Origin of the sequence: Paracoccus liaowanqingii (assembly GCF_004683865.2) — a bacterium.
Taxonomy (GTDB): domain Bacteria; phylum Pseudomonadota; class Alphaproteobacteria; order Rhodobacterales; family Rhodobacteraceae; genus Paracoccus; species Paracoccus liaowanqingii.
In genome coordinates, this window is sequence record NZ_CP038439.1 from 229510 (window position 1) to 245073 (window position 15564).

Below are 15564 nucleotides of genomic sequence, written 5' to 3' on the forward strand. Positions count from 1 at the left end.
GGGCTTTTCAACTTTGCCGAAAGCTGTCACCACGTTCACGGCAAATGATCGCGCCGCACGGCGTGACGGACATGCGAAAGGCCGAATGTGACCCAAGTTCTGACGGCAGAGGATCTGCGCGACCAGATCCTGCATCACCTGACCCATACTCAAGGGCGTGGCCCGGAATTCGCGACCGTCTTCGACTGGCGGCTGGCGGTCAGCTATACGGTGCGCGACCTGATGGTCGGCCCCTGGGTCGGCGCCATCCGTGCGGCCCGCGATCAGGGCGCCAAACGGGTCTACTACCTGTCGATGGAATTCCTGATCGGCCGCATCCTGGGCGACGCCATCGTGAACCTGGAGCTGGAGCCCGCGATGGGCCGGGCGCTGACCCTGCTGGGCCTGGACGAGCAGGTGATCCTGGACGACGAACCCGACGCCGCGCTTGGCAACGGGGGCCTGGGGCGGCTGGCGGCCTGCTTCATGGAATCGCTGTCCTCGCTCAATTGCCCGGCCTTCGGCTATGGCATCCGCTACGAGCACGGGCTGTTCCGCCAGCGCTTCGAGGGCGGCCAGCAGGTCGAGACGCCCGAGGATTGGCTGAACCAGCCCCATCCGTGGGAATTCGTGCGCATCAACTACAGCTACACCATCGGCTTCAAGGGCCATGTCGAGACGGTGGACGGCCGCGCCGTCTGGCAGCCGGGTGAAAGCGTGATCGCGCGCGCCCATGACACGCCGGTCATCGGCTGGCAGGGGCACTGGGCCAACAGCCTGCGCCTGTGGGGGGCGCTGCCGACGACGCTTCTGGATCTCAAGCGCTTCAATGCGGGCGACCACACGGCGGCGGCCGAACCCGAGGCGCTGGCCCGGACGCTGTCGCGCGTCCTCTATCCCGACGACACGACGGAATCGGGCAAGGAACTGCGGCTGAAGCAGGAATATTTCCTGACCTCGGCAGCGTTGCAGGACATCATGGCGCGGTTCTTGGCCGAACATGGCGATCTGGAGATGCTGCCCGAGAAGGTGGCCATCCAGCTGAACGACACGCATCCCGCCATCGCCGGGCCGGAGCTGATCCGCCTGCTGATGGACGATCACGGCCTGCCGTTCGAGCGCGCGCAGGATCTGGCGCGGCGCACGCTGAACTATACCAACCACACCCTGCTGCCCGAGGCGCTGGAACGCTGGTCCACATGGCTGATGGGCCGCGTCCTGCCCCGCCACATGCAGATTATCCAGATGATCGACGAGGATCACCGCGTCACCTCGGGCCGCCCCGCGCAGGTCGGCATCGTGCAGGGGGATCAGGTCCATATGGGCGAGCTGGCCTTCATCATGGCCAGCCGCGTGAACGGCGTCTCGGCGCTGCATACCGAGCTGGTCAAGGACACGGTCTTTGCCGACCTGCACAAGCTGCATCCCGACCGGATCGTGAACCAGACCAACGGCGTCACCCCGCGCCGCTGGCTGCGCATGGCCAACCCGGGCCTGACCGCGCTGCTGGACGAGACCATCGGCACCGGCTGGACCAAGGATCTGGACCAGTTGTCGGGGCTGGAGGCGCATGCCGGGGACGGGGCCTTCCTGGACCGGCTGCACGCGGCAAAGCGCGCCAACAAGGTCGCGCTGTCGGACGGGCTGCTGGCGGGTCTGGGCGTGCGCGCCGATCCCGACGCGATCTTCGACGTGCAGGTCAAGCGCATGCACGAATACAAGCGCCAGCTGCTCAATGTGCTGGAGGCGATCGCGCTGTGGCACCGCATCCACGAGTCGCCCAACGCCAACTGGACCCCGCGCGTCAAGATCTTCGGCGGCAAGGCCGCGCCGGGCTACTGGCTGGCGAAATCGGTGATCCACCTGATCAACGACGTGGCCGCGACGATCAACACCGATCCGGTCACGCGCGACCTGCTGCAGATCGCCTATCCGCCCAACTACAACGTCTCGATGGCCGAGGATCTGATCCCCGCCGCCGACCTGTCCGAGCAGATCAGCACGGCGGGGAAGGAGGCCTCGGGCACCGGCAACATGAAGTTCACCATGAACGGCGCGCTGACCATCGGCACGCTGGACGGCGCCAATGTCGAGATCCGCGAGCATGTGGGGCCCGAGAATTTCTTCCTCTTCGGCCTGACCGCCGACGAGGCCGCGATCGAGAAGGCCCGCCCGGGCCATGCCCGCGCCGCCATCGAGGCCAGCGAGGACATGAAGATCGCCCTGCAGCTGATCGCCGAGGGGCGGTTCGGGCGCGCGGAAAGCTGCTATGCGCTGCTGGACCGGACCTGGAACGACGATCCCTTCCTGGTGGCGTCCGATTTCGACGCCTATTTCACGGCGCAGCGGGCGGTGGACCGGGCCTATGCCGACCGGGCGGACTGGGACCGCATGGCGGCCCTGAACATCGCGCGGTCGGGGTTCTTCTCGTCCGACCGCACGATCCGGGGCTACATGCGCGACATCTGGCATGCCGAGCCGGTCACGCCGGCGTGACGGACAGCGCCCCCGCCGTGGCGGGGGCGCTGTCGGCGGCGCTGAGGGTGCCGCGCTAGCGGGCCAGCCCGATGCGGGCCGCGGCGCGGCGCTCCAGCCCCTGGAAGCCCGCATGGATCAGCACGGCGATGATGCCCACGACCATGCCCCCCTGCAGCACGAAGGCGGTGTTGGCGGACAGAAGCCCGGCGATGATGACCTCGCCCAGGGTCCGCGCCGCGACGGTCGAGCCGATGGTCGCCGTGCCGAGCGAGATCACCGCCGTCAGCCGCATCCCCCCCAGGATCACCGGCAGGGCCAGCGGCAGGTCGACCTGCATCAGCCGCTGCCGGGGGTCAGGCCCATGCCGCGCGCGGCCTCGGCCACGTTCGGCGGCTGGCCGGTCAGGCCCGCCAGCGTGTTCTCGAACACCGGCAGCAGGCCATAGAGGAACAGCGCGACCAGCGTCGGACCCGCGCCGAAGCCCATGATCGGGACGGCCAGCGCCAGCACCGCGACGGGCGGGAAGGTCTGGCCCACGCTGGTGATCGTGCGCGCCAGCGGCAGGAACTCGCGCCCCGAGGGGCGGGTGACCAGCACCGCCAGCACCAGGGCCACCGCCGTCGAGGCCAACACCGCGATCCCCACCAGCGCCAGATGCGACAGGGTCAGCGACCAGAGCGGCGTCTGCACGTAGATCGCGGGCGCGTCGTTGCGGGTGAAGGGGTCGAACAGCGGCGCGAAGCTTTCGGGACGAGCCAGGAAGGCCAGCAGGACCAGCAGCGCCGCCCCCAGCAGGATCCGCCCCGTCATTCCGCCGCCCGCGCCGGAGGCGCCGCCTGCGCCCGCAGCGCCGCCAAGGTGATGACGCCGCCGCCCTCGACCGGCAGGGCGTCGCGCCCGCTCCACAGGCATTCGGCCAGTGCGTCGCGCAGGCTGGCGTCGCGGGGGATGGCCGGGCCCGCGGCATGGCCCTCGGCCGCCAGCGCGAAGGCCGGGGTCAGGGACAGCAGGTGGAAGGGCCGCTGGTCCGATCCGATCAGGTCGCGCACGAAGGGGGTGGCGGGGGCGGTCAGGATCTCGGACGGGGGCGCGTACTGGACCAGGCGCCCCTTGTCCATGACGGCGATGCGGTCGCCCAGGGACACCGCCTCTTCCATGTCATGGGTGACCAGAATCAGCGTCGTGCCCAAGCGGCGCTGGATGTCGCGCAGATCGGCCTGCGCCTTGGCGCGGATCACCGGGTCCAGCGCCCCGAAGGGCTCGTCCATCAAGAGCAGGTCGGGCTTGGCCGCCAGGGCGCGGGCCACGCCCACGCGCTGCTGCTGGCCCCCCGACAGGTCGAAGGGCATGCGGTCGCGGAAGGCGTCGGGCTCCATCTGGAACAGCGACAGCAGCTCGTCCACCCGATCGCGGATCTTGTCCGCAGGCCAGCCCAGAAGGCGCGGGACGGTACCGATGTTCTGCGCCACGGTGCGATGCGGGAACAGGCCGTGCCCCTGGATCGCATAGCCGATGCGGCGGCGCAGCAGATGGGCCGGCCCCTCGCGGGTGTCCCGCCCGTCGATCAGCACCTGGCCCGAGCTCGGCTCGACCAGCCGGTTGATCATGCGCAGCAGCGTCGTCTTGCCCGAGCCCGAGGTGCCGACCAGCGCCGCGATCTGGCCCGGCTCGACCGTCAGGGTGACATCCTCGACCGCGGGCGTGCCGTCGTAGATCTTGGTGAGGGCGCGGATCTCGATCATCTCAGGCTCCTTGCCGGGAGGTGGCGGGGCGGTCGGCGGCCTCGGCCGCCAGGTCCAGCGCGATGCCCGCGACCAGGGCCAGCGCGATGGTGGGCAGGGCGCCCAGAAGGACCAGGTCCATGGCCGTCTGGTTCAGCCCCTGGAAGACGAAGGTGCCAAAGCCCCCGCCGCCGATCAGCCCGGCAATGACGGCCAGCCCGATGTTCTGGACCAGCACGATGCGCACGGCGGCCAGCAGCACCGGCAGGGCCAAGGGCACCAGTACCCAGGTCAGCAGCTGCACCCGCGTCAGGCCCAAGCCGATCGCGGCCTCTCGGGTGGCGGGGTTCACGCCCGCAAGGCCGGTCAGCGTGTTCGACACCACGGGCAGCAGCGAATAGAGAAACAGGGCCACCAGCGCCGGAAAGAGGCCGATCCCCGCCACGCCCGCCTGCGCGGCGCCGGGCACGTTCGCCGCGATCCATCCGAAGATCGGGATCATCACGCCGAACAGCGCCAGCGAGGGGATGGTCTGCAGGATGTTCAGCACCGACAGGACCGGCCCCCGCATCGCCCGCGCCTGATAGAGCGCCACGCCAAGTGGCAGCCCGACCAGCAGCGCCAGCCCGAGCGATCCGAAGGCCAGCACCAGATGCGCCTGCGCCTCGCGCAAGAACATGTCCTGACGCGCCGCGTATTCGCGCATGACCGACACGCCGTCCAGAAGGCCCGAGTCCAGCAGCGCCGCCAGCGCGGCGATCGCGCCGATCAGCAGCAGCCCGCGCAGCCACAAGGCGGGGCGCAGGCGCGTCAAGGCGTCGGTCAGCATCAGCGCGAAGGCCAGTGCCAGCAGCCAGAAGCCGCTGGCCGGCGCGACGCGGACCAGCGTGTCGTCGGGGGGCGTCAGCGAGGTTGCGGCCCCCCCAAGTGCCAGCAGCACCGCCGCCAGTCCCGCAGCCGCCGCCAGGAGCCGCAGGGCAGGGGGCCAGCGCAGGCAGCCCGCCAGCAGGACCGCACCCAGGCCCAGCAGCAGTGGCAGGCCCAAGGGCAGGGCGGCGGGCAGGCTCAGCCCCTCGCCCGGGACGATGCGGTTCGGCTTGAACTGCACAAGGGGCAGCGCCAGCCCGGCCAGCCCGACCGCGGCGAACAGCAGGCCGGGCCGGTCCAGCCGCAAGGACATCAGTCCAGGAAGCCCGCGGTGGTCATGTAATCCTCGGCGACGGCGGCGGCGGGCTCTCCGCCGATCTGGATGCGGCCGTTCAGCTCCTGCAGCGTCTCCAGGTCCAGCGACTCGAAGATCGGGGCCAGGATGTCGCGAACCTGCGGATAGGCCTGCAGCACCTCGGACCGGATGATGGGGGCGGGCTGATAGACGGGCTGCACGCCCGCGTCATCGGTCATCACCACCAGCCCGGCGGGCGCGATGCCGCCATCGGTGCCATAGACCATCGCCGCGTTGACGCCCGAGGTCTGCTGCGCCGCCGCCGCGATGGTCGCCGCCGTATCGCCGCCCGACAGCTGCACCAGCTGGTCGGGGGTCAGCGCGAAGCCGTAGGTCTCTTGGAACGCTGGAAGCGCCGCCGCCGAGGTCACGAACTCGGTCGATGCCGCCAGCTTGACCTCGCCCCCGCCCGCGATCCATTCGCCCATCTGCGACATCGTCTCCAGCCCGTTCTCGGTCGCCACGTCCTGACGCAGCGCGATGGCCCAGGTGTTGTTGGCGGGCGAGGGGGTCAGCCAGACGATCTGGTTCTGCTCCATGTCCAGCTCGGACACGCGATCGAAGCCCGCCTGCGGGTCCTTCCAGACCTCGCTGTCGCCCTCGTTGAAGAAGAAGGCGCCGTTGGCGGTGTATTCGGGATAGATGTCGATCTGCCCCGAGGTGATCGCATCGCGCATGATCGGCGTGCCGCCCAGCTGCAGGCGGTCCTGCACGGGCAGGTCGGCGGCCTGCAGTGCCATCAGGATCATGTTGCCCAGAAGCCCGCCTTCGGTGTCGATCTTGGACGAGACGGTAATGTCCTGCGCCGAGACGCTCGATCCCAGTCCGATCAGCAGGGCGGCAAGGGGGGTGATGGCTTTCATGGTCGTCTCTCCTGTCGCGCGGGGGCGTCGAATACCTGTGGATCGGGCCATCCGGGGCGGCCACGGTCAACAGGCGAAATGCCCGTGCGACAAATTGGTTCCGACCCCTGCCGTCGCAGGTCCGTGCCCCTGGCCCCGCCCGGACCCCGGGCGATGACTGGCTGCCGATGCGGCGGCGCGCGGGGTCCGGTCCCCCAGACCCCGTGCCCGCTGCGTCAGCCTCCGAAGCCGCCCCGCGCCGCGCCCGCGCTGCCGAACCCGCCGCGCGAGGCGGCCGTGGCGCTGGTCATCGGTGCCCGGCCTGCCGTGGCGGCGGGGCGGGCGAAGCTTTGCGCGCCCATCTGCGCGCGGCCCGCATTGCTGCCGAAGTTCGTGGTGCCCGAGGCATTGGTGAACCCGCCCGTGGCATTGCGGTACATCGGCTGCGAGGCCGCCATGCCGCCGCCCGCGCGGCCCAGCATGCTGCCGATCAGATAGCCTGCCAAGAGCGGCATGAAGATGCCGCCCGACCCGCCATTGCTGACCTGCTGTTCTTCGGACCCGCAATTGCCCGCGCCATGCTGCTCCTCGCAGACGGCAAGGCTGTCATAGCGGGGGGCGGCCTCGACATGCAGGGCCTCGGCCTCGGCAAAGGCCTGGCTGCATTCGGTGGCGGTGACCAGCCCGCCGTCACTGGCGGCGGCCTGGCAGCTGGCCAGATCGGGGAAGGCCTGCGCCTCGACCTGTTCCTCGCGGCAGCCGGCGACGGTGAAGGCGGCGGCGCCGAGGATGGTCAGCGCGACGGTTCTGGAACGTTTCCTCATATCCCCTCCTTGGGCAGCGGATCACTCCGCAATGAAATGCGGCTTGAACCGCGACAGGTCCTGCGTGATGCGGGCCCGGTCCTCCCGGATGCCGATGCCGGCGCAGGCATGGCCCACGATCCAGGCGCCGATCACCGGGCGGAACCCGTCAAATTCGGGCAGCACGTGATAGGCCTGCACGATGCGCGCATGGCCGTCGTAATCGCGGTTGTCCGAGGCCTCGGTGACCTCGCCGCCCTCGACGATGACGACGCCCGCGCCCTCGCGCGAGAAGATCGGCTTGACGACATGGGCCGCGCGGAACTGCTCGGCCACCGGCGCGAAGGCCTGGGCCACGTCGGGAACCGGCTGCCCGCCCGCGACCAGCGCATCGGCCACGTCATCGGCGAAGAAGCTGGGCAGCAGGTTCGGATGGCCGGGGAACATCTGCCACAGGACCGGCAGCAGCCCCTTGTTCGACACGACGGCCTTCCACGCAGGTTCCAGCAACATGCAGCCCGACTTGGCGATATGGCGGGCGAAGTCGTCGGTCAGCAGATCCTCCCACGGATACAGCTTGAACAGCGTGCCGATCACGCGGTCGTCCGCATCCAGGAACTGGCCGTCCTTGCTGACCGCCAGCTTGTCCAGGTCGCTGTAATGCGCGCCCATGCCCGCCTCGCGCGCGGCCCAGGCCATCGCCTCGACGGTGGCGTAATCCTCGGCATTGTCGGCGACGGCGGTGAAGTGGATGTCGGTATTGGGCGGGAACAGTTCGCGATAGCGCTCGACCAGCGCCTCGTGGATGCCGTTGAACTGGTCGGCGCCCTCGGGCAAGTGGCCGGCGGCCATCTGGTCCTCCAGCCACTGCCACTGGAAGGCCGCGCTTTCATAGAGGGATGTCGGCGTGTCGGCATTGTATTCCAGCAGCTTGGCCGGCCCGGTGCCGTCATAGGCCAGATCCATGCGGCCATAGATCTCGGGCTCGCGCCGCGCCCAACTGTCGGCCACCAGCGCCTGATGCGCCTGCGGGATGCCCAGCCTGTCCATCAGCGCGGGATCGGCCACGATCCGGCCGACCGCCTCGCGGGTCATCGCATGCAGCTCGGTTGCCGGACCCTCCAGATCGGTTTCGATCTGGGCCAGGGTGAAGCGATAGGCCGAGGTCTCGTCCCAATAGGGCTCGCCATGCATATGGGCGAAGGTGAAGCCGACTTCGGCCGCCTTGGCGGCCAGGTCGGGGCGTTCGGGAAGGGTGATCTTGCGCATAGGCATGATGTAAGGGCTTGGGCCCCCAAGGGCCAGAGGTCAGGTGGTCGCGCGGGGATGATATCCATGACAAGACCCGGCGGACCGGCCCGGGATGCGTCGCATCCGTCGCCTGAGCGCGGGACACGTTTCGCCAGCGGAAGCAGGAGGATACAGTGGTGAGCCCAACAGGATTCGAACCTGTGACCCACTGATTAAAAGTCAGTTGCTCTACCAACTGAGCTATGGGCCCATCACGAGGCGGTTCCTAGGGGGGGTGGCCGGTGGGGTCAAGCGGAAAAATGAAACGCGCTGGCGGAATCGATCCGGGGGGCCTATATCGCGCCGCATGACGCATGCACCTTCGACCGGCCTCCCGTTCCTCAAGATGCACGGGCTGGGCAACGATTTCGTGGTCCTGGATCTGCGCGACGGGACACCGCGTCCCGACGCGGGTCTGGTCGCGCGCATCGCCGACCGCCATCGCGGGGTGGGCTTCGACCAGCTGGCCGCCCTCGAGCCCTGCGAGGATGCCGATGCGCGGCTGGTCTTCTGGAACGCCGACGGATCGCTGTCGGCGGCCTGCGGCAACGCCACCCGCTGCATCGCGCGCTGGCTGATGGACCGCACGGGCGCGACCGCGCTGCGGCTGCGGACCGATCACGGAATGCTGCTGGCCGAGGATGCGGGCGGGGGGATCACGCGGATCAACATGGGCGCGCCGGTGCTGGACTGGCGCGCGATCCCGCTGGCCCGCGAGGTCGATCCGGATCACCTGCCCATCGCGGGCGATCCGGTGGCCACCGGCATGGGCAATCCGCACCTGACCTTCTTCGTGCCGGACGCGGGCGCGGTCGAGCTGGACCGCTTCGGCCCCGAACACGAGCATCACCCGCTCTATCCGCAGCGCACCAATGTCGAGGTCGTGCAGATCCTGTCGCGGACCGAGATCCTGCTGCGCATCTGGGAACGGGGGACGGGGGCGACGCTGGCCTCGGGGTCGTGCTCCTGCGCGGCGGTGGTGGCGGCGGTGCGGCGGGGCCTGACGGACCGCCGCGTGACGGTCCATGTGCCGGGCGGACGGCTGCTGATCGACTGGCGCGACGACGGCGTCTGGATGGAGGGCCCGACGGCTGTGGTCTTCGAGGGGGTCCTGACGCCCGCGTGGCTGGCATGAGCGCGCCGGTCTTCTCCACGCTCGGCTGCCGGCTGAACGCCTACGAGACCGAGGCCATGCGCGAGATGGCCGAGGCCGCGGGCCTGTCGGGCGCGGTCGTCGTGAACACCTGCGCCGTCACCGCCGAGGCCGTGCGCAAGGCCCGCCAGGAGATCCGCCGCCTGTCGCGCGAGAACCCCGGCGTGCCGGTCATCGTCACCGGCTGCGCCGCCCAGACCGAGCCCGAGACCTTCGCCGCCATGCCCGAGGTGACCAAGGTCATCGGCAATCACGAGAAGATGCAGCCCGCGACCTGGGCGGGGCTGCGCGCGCCCGACCTGATCGGCGACACCGAGAAGGTCGTCGTCGACGACATCATGTCGGTGCGCGAGACGGCGGGGCACCTGATCGACGGCTTCGGGCGCCACCGCGCCTATGTGCAGGTCCAGAACGGCTGCGATCACCGCTGCACCTTCTGCATCATCCCCTTTGGCCGGGGCAATTCGCGCTCGGTTCCGGCGGGAGTGGTGATCGAGCAGATCAAGCGGCTGGTCGGGCGCGGCTTTCACGAGGTCGTGCTGACCGGGGTCGACCTGACCAGCTGGGGCGCCGATCTGCCGGGCACGCCGCGCTTGGGCGATCTGGTGATGCGCATCCTGCGGCTGGTGCCGGATCTGGCGCGGCTGCGGATCAGCTCGATCGATTCGATCGAGGCGGACGAGAACCTGATGCTGGCCATCGCCTCCGAACCGCGGCTGATGCCGCATCTGCACCTGTCGCTGCAGGCGGGCGACGACATGATCCTCAAGCGCATGAAGCGCCGCCATCTGCGCGACGATGCCATCGCATTCTGCGAGGAGGCGCGGCGCCTGCGGCCCGACATGGTCTTTGGCGCCGACATCATCGCGGGCTTTCCGACCGAGACCGAGGCGATGTTCCAGAATTCGGTGCGGCTGGTGGCCGAGTGCGGGCTGACCTTCCTGCATGTCTTTCCCTATTCGGCGCGCAAGGGCACGCCCGCCGCCCGGATGCCCGCCGTCGCGGGGCCCGCCATCCGCGACCGCGCCGCCCGGCTGCGGGCGGCGGGCGACGCGGCGCTGCGCCTGCATCTGGAGGCGCAGCGGGGGGTCCTGCACCGGGTGCTGACCGAGGGGCCGCGCCTTGGACGGACCGAACAGTTCACCGAAGTGCGCTTTGCCGAGGATCAGCCCGAGGGCGCGCTGATGGCGCTGCGCGTGGCCGGGCATGACGGGCAGCGGCTGACGGTCTGAGCGGCGGCGACAGAGGGGGGGCGCTGCCCCCGTCCTGCGCCTTCGCCGCTGAAAAGGTCCCCCGGACCTTTTTCGGGCGCGGCTCAGCCCCGGGATATTTCCGCCGGGATGAACGCCCGGCTTGGGGTTGTGGCCTGTGGCGCGGGCTTCTAGCGTCGGGTCAAAGGGCAGGAGGGCCTGATGAGCGTGATCTTGTATTCCCATGACAGCGCGGCGGCGCATGCGACCCCGGAGGGGCATCCCGAGCAGGTGGCGCGCCATGGCGCGGTCATGGCCGGGCTGGAGGGGCTGGCGCTGGATCGCCGCGCGGCCCCCGTGGCGGAGGATGCCGAGGTGCTGCGCTGTCATCCCGCCGCCTATCTGGAAGGGTTGCGGGCGGCCGTTCCCTCGGACGGCGTGCGCCAGATCGATGCCGACACCTACCTGTCGCCGGGCGGCCTGGAGCCCGCCCTGCGCGCGGTCGGCGGCGCCTGCGCGGCGGTGGACGCGGTGCTGGCGGGCGAGGCGGGGGCGGCCTTTGTGGCCATGCGCCCGCCGGGCCACCATGCCGAGACGGCGACCGCGATGGGGTTCTGCCTGTTCGGCACCGTGGCCATCGCCGCCAAGCGGGCGCTGGATCACCACGGGCTGGACCGCGTGGCGGTGCTGGACTTCGACGTGCATCACGGCAACGGCACGCAGGATCTGCTGTGGGACGAGGGGCGGGCCTTGTTCGTGTCCAGCCACCAGATGCCGCTGTATCCGGGCAGCGGCGCGGCGTCCGAGACGGGCGCGCAGGGGCAGGTGCTGAACCTGCCGCTGCCGCCGGGCTCGGACGGGGCTCTGGCGCAGGCGGAATGGGCGGGCGCGCTGCGGCGCATGGTCGCGTTCGCGCCGCAGCTGGTCATCGTCTCGGCCGGGTTCGACGCGCATCGCGACGATCCGCTGGCCCAGCTGGACTGGGAGGACGCGGACTTCGCCGCGCTGACCCGCGCGATCTGCAGGGCGGCGGCCGACTGCGGCGCCCCCGTGGTATCCTGTCTGGAAGGCGGCTATGATCTTGCGGCCTTGGAACGTTCGGTCCGGGCCCATGTGACGGTGCTGTTGGAGGCCACGGAATGAGCGATATCACCACCCTCTCGTTCGAGGAGGCCATGCGCGAGCTGGAGGCCACGGTCGGCAAGCTGGAGACCGGCGAGGCGACGCTGGAGGAATCCATCGCGCTGTACGAGCGGGGTGCGGCCCTGCGCGCACATTGCGAGGCCCGCCTGCGCGAGGCCGAGGAGCGGGTCGAGAAGATCACCCTGGCGGCGAACGGCCAGCCTGCGGGCGCCGAGCCGGTCGAGGGCCTGTGATGCAGGACCGTCTGGCCCGGGTCCGGGCCGATGTGCAGGCCGAGCTGGATCGCGCGACCGGCACCCTGCCGGACGGCGATCTGTCCCGGGCCATGCGCTATGCCGTGCAGGGGGGCAAGCGGCTGCGGGCCTTCCTGGTGATGGAATCGGCGCGCCTGCACGGGGTGCCTGACGATGCCGCCCTGCCGGTGGCGGCGGCGGTCGAGGCGCTGCATGCCTACAGCCTGGTCCATGACGACCTGCCTGCGATGGATGACGACGACCTGCGCCGGGGCCAGCCGACCGTGCATGTCCGCTGGTCAGAGGCGACCGCGATCCTGGCGGGCGACGCGCTGCAGACGCTGGCCTTCGAGCTGCTGGCGGATGCCCGCATCGGTACGGCCGATGCCCGGCTGCGGCTGGTGGCGGCGCTGGCCCGGGCCTCGGGCGCGCGGGGGATGGTCTGGGGGCAGGCGCTGGACATCGCGGCCGAGACCGCCGGCACGCCGCTGGACCTGGAGGCCATCACCCGGCTGCAGGGCGGCAAGACCGGTGCGCTGATCCGCTTTGCCGCGACCGCCGGACCGCTGATCGCGGGGGACGATCCGGCGGCCTTGGACCGCTATGCCGATGCGCTTGGCCTGGCCTTCCAGATCGCCGACGACATCCTGGACGTGACCGGCAGCGAGGCCGCGACCGGCAAGCGCGTGGGCAAGGATGCGGGGGCCGGCAAGGCGACGTTCGTCTCGCTGCTGGGCCTGCCCGGCGCGCAGGCCGAGGCGCGGCGCCTGGTGGGTGTCGCGGACGCGGCGCTGCGTGATTATGGCGCAGCCGCCGGAAACTTGCGCGCCCTGTCGCGTTTCGTTATCGAGCGCGATACCTGATCGCCCGTCCCGGAGGAGGGCCAGCCCATGACCGACCGACCCAAGACGCCCCTGCTCGACCGTGTGTCGCTGCCGTCCGACCTCAAATCGTTGAGCGATGTCGAATTGCGCCATCTGGCCGACGAGCTGCGGTCCGAGACGATCAGTGCCGTCAGCGCGACCGGCGGCCATCTGGGCGCGGGTCTGGGCGTGGTCGAGCTGACCGTGGCGCTGCATGCCGTCTTCGACACGCCGCGCGACAAGCTGATCTGGGATGTCGGCCACCAGTGCTATCCCCACAAGATCCTGACCGGGCGGCGCGACCGCATCCGCACGCTGCGCATGGGCGGCGGGCTGGCGGGCTTCACCAAGCGGGCGGAAAGCCCCTACGATCCGTTCGGGGCGGGCCATTCCTCGACCTCGATCAGCGCGGCCCTGGGCTTTGCCATGGCTCGCGAGTTGGGCGGCGACCCGGGAGATGCGATCGCCGTCATCGGCGACGGCGCGATGAGCGCGGGCATGGCCTATGAGGCGCTGAACAATGCGGGCCACGAGGGCAAGCGGCTGTTCGTGATCCTGAACGACAATGAGATGTCGATCGCTCCGCCGGTTGGCGCGATGTCCTCGTATCTGACGCGGCTTTATGCCGGTGGACCCTTTCAGGAGCTGAAGGCCGTGGCCAAGGGGGCTGTGGGCATGCTGCCCGACGCGCTGCAGGAAGGCGCGCGCCGGGCCAAGGAGATGCTCAAGGGCATGACGGTCGGCGGCACCCTGTTCGAGGAGCTGGGCTTTTCCTATATCGGTCCGGTTGACGGGCATGACATGGAACAGTTGCTGCCGCTGCTGCGCACCTTGCGGGCGCGGGCGGACGGGCCGGTCCTGATCCATGTCGTCACCAAGAAGGGCAAAGGCTATGCCCCGGCCGAGGCGGCGGCCGACCGGGGCCATGCGACGGGCAAATTCGACGTGGTGACGGGCGTTCAGGCCAAGGCGAAATCCAACGCGCCAAGCTATACCGCCGTCTTCGCGCAGGCGCTTATCGACGAGGCCGCCCGCGACGACCGCATCCTGGGTGTCACGGCGGCCATGCCGGACGGGACGGGGCTCAAGCAGTTCGCGCAGCGCTTTCCGCGCCGCTGCTTCGACGTGGGAATCGCCGAACAACATGCGGTGACCTTCTCCGCCGGGCTGGCGGCGGGGGGGATGAAGCCCTTCTGCGCGATCTATTCGACCTTCCTGCAGCGCGGCTATGATCAGGTCGTCCATGACGTGGCGGTCCAGAACCTTCCGGTGCGCTTCGCCATCGACCGTGCGGGGCTGGTGGGCCAGGACGGCCCGACCCATTCGGGCGCCTATGACATCGCCTTTCTGGCCAACCTGCCGGGCTTCGTGGTGATGGCCGCCGCCGACGAGGCGGAACTGGTCCATATGGTGGCCACCGCCGCCGCCCATGACAGCGGACCCATCGCCTTCCGCTTTCCACGCGGCGAGGGCACCGGGGTGGAGATGCCCGAGCGCGGGCAGGTCCTGCCCATCGGCAAGGGCCGCATGATCGCCGAGGGCAAGACGGTCGCCATCCTGTCCTTCGGCACCCGCCTGTCCGAGGTGATGGCCGCCCGCGAGGCGCTGATGGCCCGCGGCATCACGCCGACCGTGGCGGATGCGCGCTTCGCCAAGCCCCTGGACCGTGACCTGATCCTGCGTCTGGCCCGCGATCACGAGGCGCTGATCACCATCGAGGAGGGCGCCGTCGGCGGCTTCGGCAGCCATGTGGCCCAGCTTCTGGCCGAGGAGGGGGTCTTCGACAGCGGTTTGCGCTTCCGGTCGATGGTCCTGCCCGATGCCTTCGTGGACCATGACGCCCCGCAGGCGATGTACGATACCTCGGCCCTGAACGCCCGCCATATCGAGGCGAAGGTGCTGTCGGTTCTGGGCGTCGGCTCGCTTGACACGCGCCGCGCTTGACCCCGGGCAGGCCCCGGCGGCTTGGACCCCGCCCCTATCCATAGCTGCGCACCAGCGCCCCCGCGATCATGCCCCACCCGTCGACGACGACGAAGAAGGCCAGCTTGAAGGGCAGCGAGACAACCACCGGCGGCAGCATCATCATGCCCATCGACATCAGCACCGCTGCCACGACCAGATCGATGATCAGGAAGGGCAGGGCGATCAGGAAGCCGATCTCGAAGGCGCGCTGGATCTCGGACAGCATGAACGAAGGGATCAGCACCGACAGCCGATCCGGGGGCCCGGCCCCGGGCGCGATTTCGGCCAGGTTCGCCAAGGTGCCCGGATCGGTGCGGGCTGCCATGAAGCCTTGGAACGGCTGGATTCCTCGCTGGAAGGCCTCGGCGATGTCGATCTGACCCTGCTGCAAGGGCAGGCCCGCCACCTGCCAGGCTTCGCGCAAGACGGGATCCATGATGAACCACGTCAGAAAGAGCGCCAGGCTGATGATCAGCATGTTCGGAGGCGACTGCTGCAGCCCGATGGACTGGCGCAGGATCGACAGGACCGTGACGATGAACGGAAAGGCCGTCACCATGATGGCGATGCCGGGAGCCAGCGATAGGGCCGTCAGCAGCAGGACCAGCGTCACCGCGTTCTCGCCCAGGCCGGGACCGAGCGCCTCGCCCAGCCCCTGCCCGGCGGCGGTCGTGGGCAGCAT

Annotated in this window: 13 protein-coding genes, 1 tRNA gene and 1 pseudogene; 7 read left to right on the forward strand and 8 right to left on the reverse strand. The window is 70.0% G+C overall.

Annotated features, from left to right (window positions below):
- Nucleotides 1–87: 87 nt before the first annotated feature.
- Nucleotides 88–2475 (forward strand): glycogen/starch/alpha-glucan phosphorylase, encoded by a 2388-nt coding sequence (locus E4191_RS01025; protein ID WP_228461429.1) that lies wholly within the window; start codon nt 88–90, stop codon nt 2473–2475.
- A 55-nt stretch (nt 2476–2530) separates the two neighbouring features.
- On the opposite strand, the pseudogene E4191_RS24795 reads toward E4191_RS01025, so the two are convergent.
- The 7 genes and pseudogenes from E4191_RS24795 to E4191_RS01060 all read right to left on the reverse strand — a co-directional run bounded on the left by E4191_RS24795 (nt 2531) and on the right by E4191_RS01060 (nt 8546).
- Nucleotides 2531–3369, reverse strand: a pseudogene (locus tag E4191_RS24795) (ABC transporter permease).
- Nucleotides 3264–4199, reverse strand: a complete 936-nt coding sequence (locus E4191_RS01035; protein WP_135311754.1) for an ABC transporter ATP-binding protein — start codon at nt 4197–4199, stop codon at nt 3264–3266. The pseudogene E4191_RS24795 and the gene E4191_RS01035 overlap by 106 nt, the downstream one beginning before the upstream one ends.
- A gap of 1 nt (nt 4200) precedes the next feature.
- Nucleotides 4201–5358, reverse strand: coding sequence for an ABC transporter permease (locus E4191_RS01040; RefSeq protein ID WP_135311755.1), 1158 nt, complete (start codon nt 5356–5358; stop codon nt 4201–4203).
- The gene (gene osmF, locus E4191_RS01045; protein ID WP_135311756.1) at nt 5358–6263 is read right to left on the reverse strand and encodes a glycine betaine ABC transporter substrate-binding protein OsmF; all 906 of its coding nucleotides are present in this window, start codon (nt 6261–6263) and stop codon (nt 5358–5360) included. The genes E4191_RS01040 and osmF overlap by 1 nt, the downstream gene beginning before the upstream one ends.
- 215 nt (nt 6264–6478) lie before the next feature.
- Nucleotides 6479–7066 (reverse strand): DUF1190 domain-containing protein, encoded by a 588-nt coding sequence (locus E4191_RS01050; RefSeq protein WP_135311757.1) that lies wholly within the window; start codon nt 7064–7066, stop codon nt 6479–6481.
- 21 nt (nt 7067–7087) lie between these two features.
- A complete protein-coding gene (locus tag E4191_RS01055) occupies nt 7088–8314 on the reverse strand; it encodes a glutathionylspermidine synthase family protein (protein ID WP_135314259.1) in 1227 nt (408 codons plus the stop codon).
- 156 nt (nt 8315–8470) lie between these two features.
- Nucleotides 8471–8546, reverse strand: a tRNA-Lys gene (locus tag E4191_RS01060).
- Between the two features lie 96 nt (nt 8547–8642).
- On the opposite strand from E4191_RS01060, the gene dapF reads away from it, so the two are divergent.
- From dapF to dxs, 6 genes are all read left to right on the forward strand, one after another.
- A complete protein-coding gene (dapF, locus tag E4191_RS01065; protein WP_135311758.1) occupies nt 8643–9470 on the forward strand; it encodes a diaminopimelate epimerase in 828 nt (275 codons plus the stop codon).
- Entirely contained in the window at nt 9467–10720 is a 1254-nt protein-coding gene (gene mtaB / locus E4191_RS01070; protein WP_135311759.1) for a tRNA (N(6)-L-threonylcarbamoyladenosine(37)-C(2))-methylthiotransferase MtaB, read from the forward strand. The genes dapF and mtaB overlap by 4 nt, the downstream gene beginning before the upstream one ends.
- Nucleotides 10721–10900: 180 nt before the next feature.
- Nucleotides 10901–11821, forward strand: coding sequence for a histone deacetylase family protein (locus E4191_RS01075; RefSeq protein ID WP_135311760.1), 921 nt, complete (start codon nt 10901–10903; stop codon nt 11819–11821).
- Nucleotides 11818–12054, forward strand: a complete 237-nt coding sequence (locus E4191_RS01080) for an exodeoxyribonuclease VII small subunit (protein WP_135311761.1) — start codon at nt 11818–11820, stop codon at nt 12052–12054. Before E4191_RS01075 ends, E4191_RS01080 begins: the two co-directional genes overlap by 4 nt.
- On the forward strand, nt 12054–12917 hold the full coding sequence (locus E4191_RS01085) for a polyprenyl synthetase family protein (RefSeq protein WP_135311762.1): 864 nt from the start codon (nt 12054–12056) through the stop codon (nt 12915–12917). The genes E4191_RS01080 and E4191_RS01085 overlap by 1 nt, the downstream gene beginning before the upstream one ends.
- A gap of 27 nt (nt 12918–12944) precedes the next feature.
- Nucleotides 12945–14861 (forward strand): 1-deoxy-D-xylulose-5-phosphate synthase, encoded by a 1917-nt coding sequence (gene dxs / locus E4191_RS01090; RefSeq protein ID WP_135311763.1) that lies wholly within the window; start codon nt 12945–12947, stop codon nt 14859–14861.
- A gap of 34 nt (nt 14862–14895) precedes the next feature.
- Here the strand turns inward: dxs and fliP are convergent, their stop codons facing one another.
- On the reverse strand, nt 14896–15564 hold the full coding sequence (gene fliP / locus E4191_RS01095) for a flagellar type III secretion system pore protein FliP (protein WP_135314260.1): 669 nt from the start codon (nt 15562–15564) through the stop codon (nt 14896–14898).

What these genes read in the sequence shown, in the direction of transcription:
- E4191_RS01035 (WP_135311754.1), bottom strand. Translation starts at nt 4,199, where the DNA reads ATGATCGAGATCCGCGCCCTCACCAAGATCTACGACGGCACGCCCGCG.
- E4191_RS01040 (WP_135311755.1), bottom strand. Translation starts at nt 5,358, where the DNA reads ATGTCCTTGCGGCTGGACCGGCCCGGCCTGCTGTTCGCCGCGGTCGGG.
- osmF (WP_135311756.1), bottom strand. Translation starts at nt 6,263, where the DNA reads ATGAAAGCCATCACCCCCCTTGCCGCCCTGCTGATCGGACTGGGATCG.
- E4191_RS01050 (WP_135311757.1), bottom strand. Translation starts at nt 7,066, where the DNA reads ATGAGGAAACGTTCCAGAACCGTCGCGCTGACCATCCTCGGCGCCGCC.
- E4191_RS01055 (WP_135314259.1), bottom strand. Translation starts at nt 8,314, where the DNA reads ATGCGCAAGATCACCCTTCCCGAACGCCCCGACCTGGCCGCCAAGGCG.
- dapF (WP_135311758.1), top strand. Translation starts at nt 8,643, where the DNA reads ATGACGCATGCACCTTCGACCGGCCTCCCGTTCCTCAAGATGCACGGG.
- mtaB (WP_135311759.1), top strand. Translation starts at nt 9,467, where the DNA reads ATGAGCGCGCCGGTCTTCTCCACGCTCGGCTGCCGGCTGAACGCCTAC.
- E4191_RS01075 (WP_135311760.1), top strand. Translation starts at nt 10,901, where the DNA reads ATGAGCGTGATCTTGTATTCCCATGACAGCGCGGCGGCGCATGCGACC.
- E4191_RS01080 (WP_135311761.1), top strand. Translation starts at nt 11,818, where the DNA reads ATGAGCGATATCACCACCCTCTCGTTCGAGGAGGCCATGCGCGAGCTG.
- E4191_RS01085 (WP_135311762.1), top strand. Translation starts at nt 12,054, where the DNA reads ATGCAGGACCGTCTGGCCCGGGTCCGGGCCGATGTGCAGGCCGAGCTG.
- dxs (WP_135311763.1), top strand. Translation starts at nt 12,945, where the DNA reads ATGACCGACCGACCCAAGACGCCCCTGCTCGACCGTGTGTCGCTGCCG.
- fliP (WP_135314260.1), bottom strand. Translation starts at nt 15,564, where the DNA reads ATGCTGCCCACGACCGCCGCCGGGCAGGGGCTGGGCGAGGCGCTCGGT.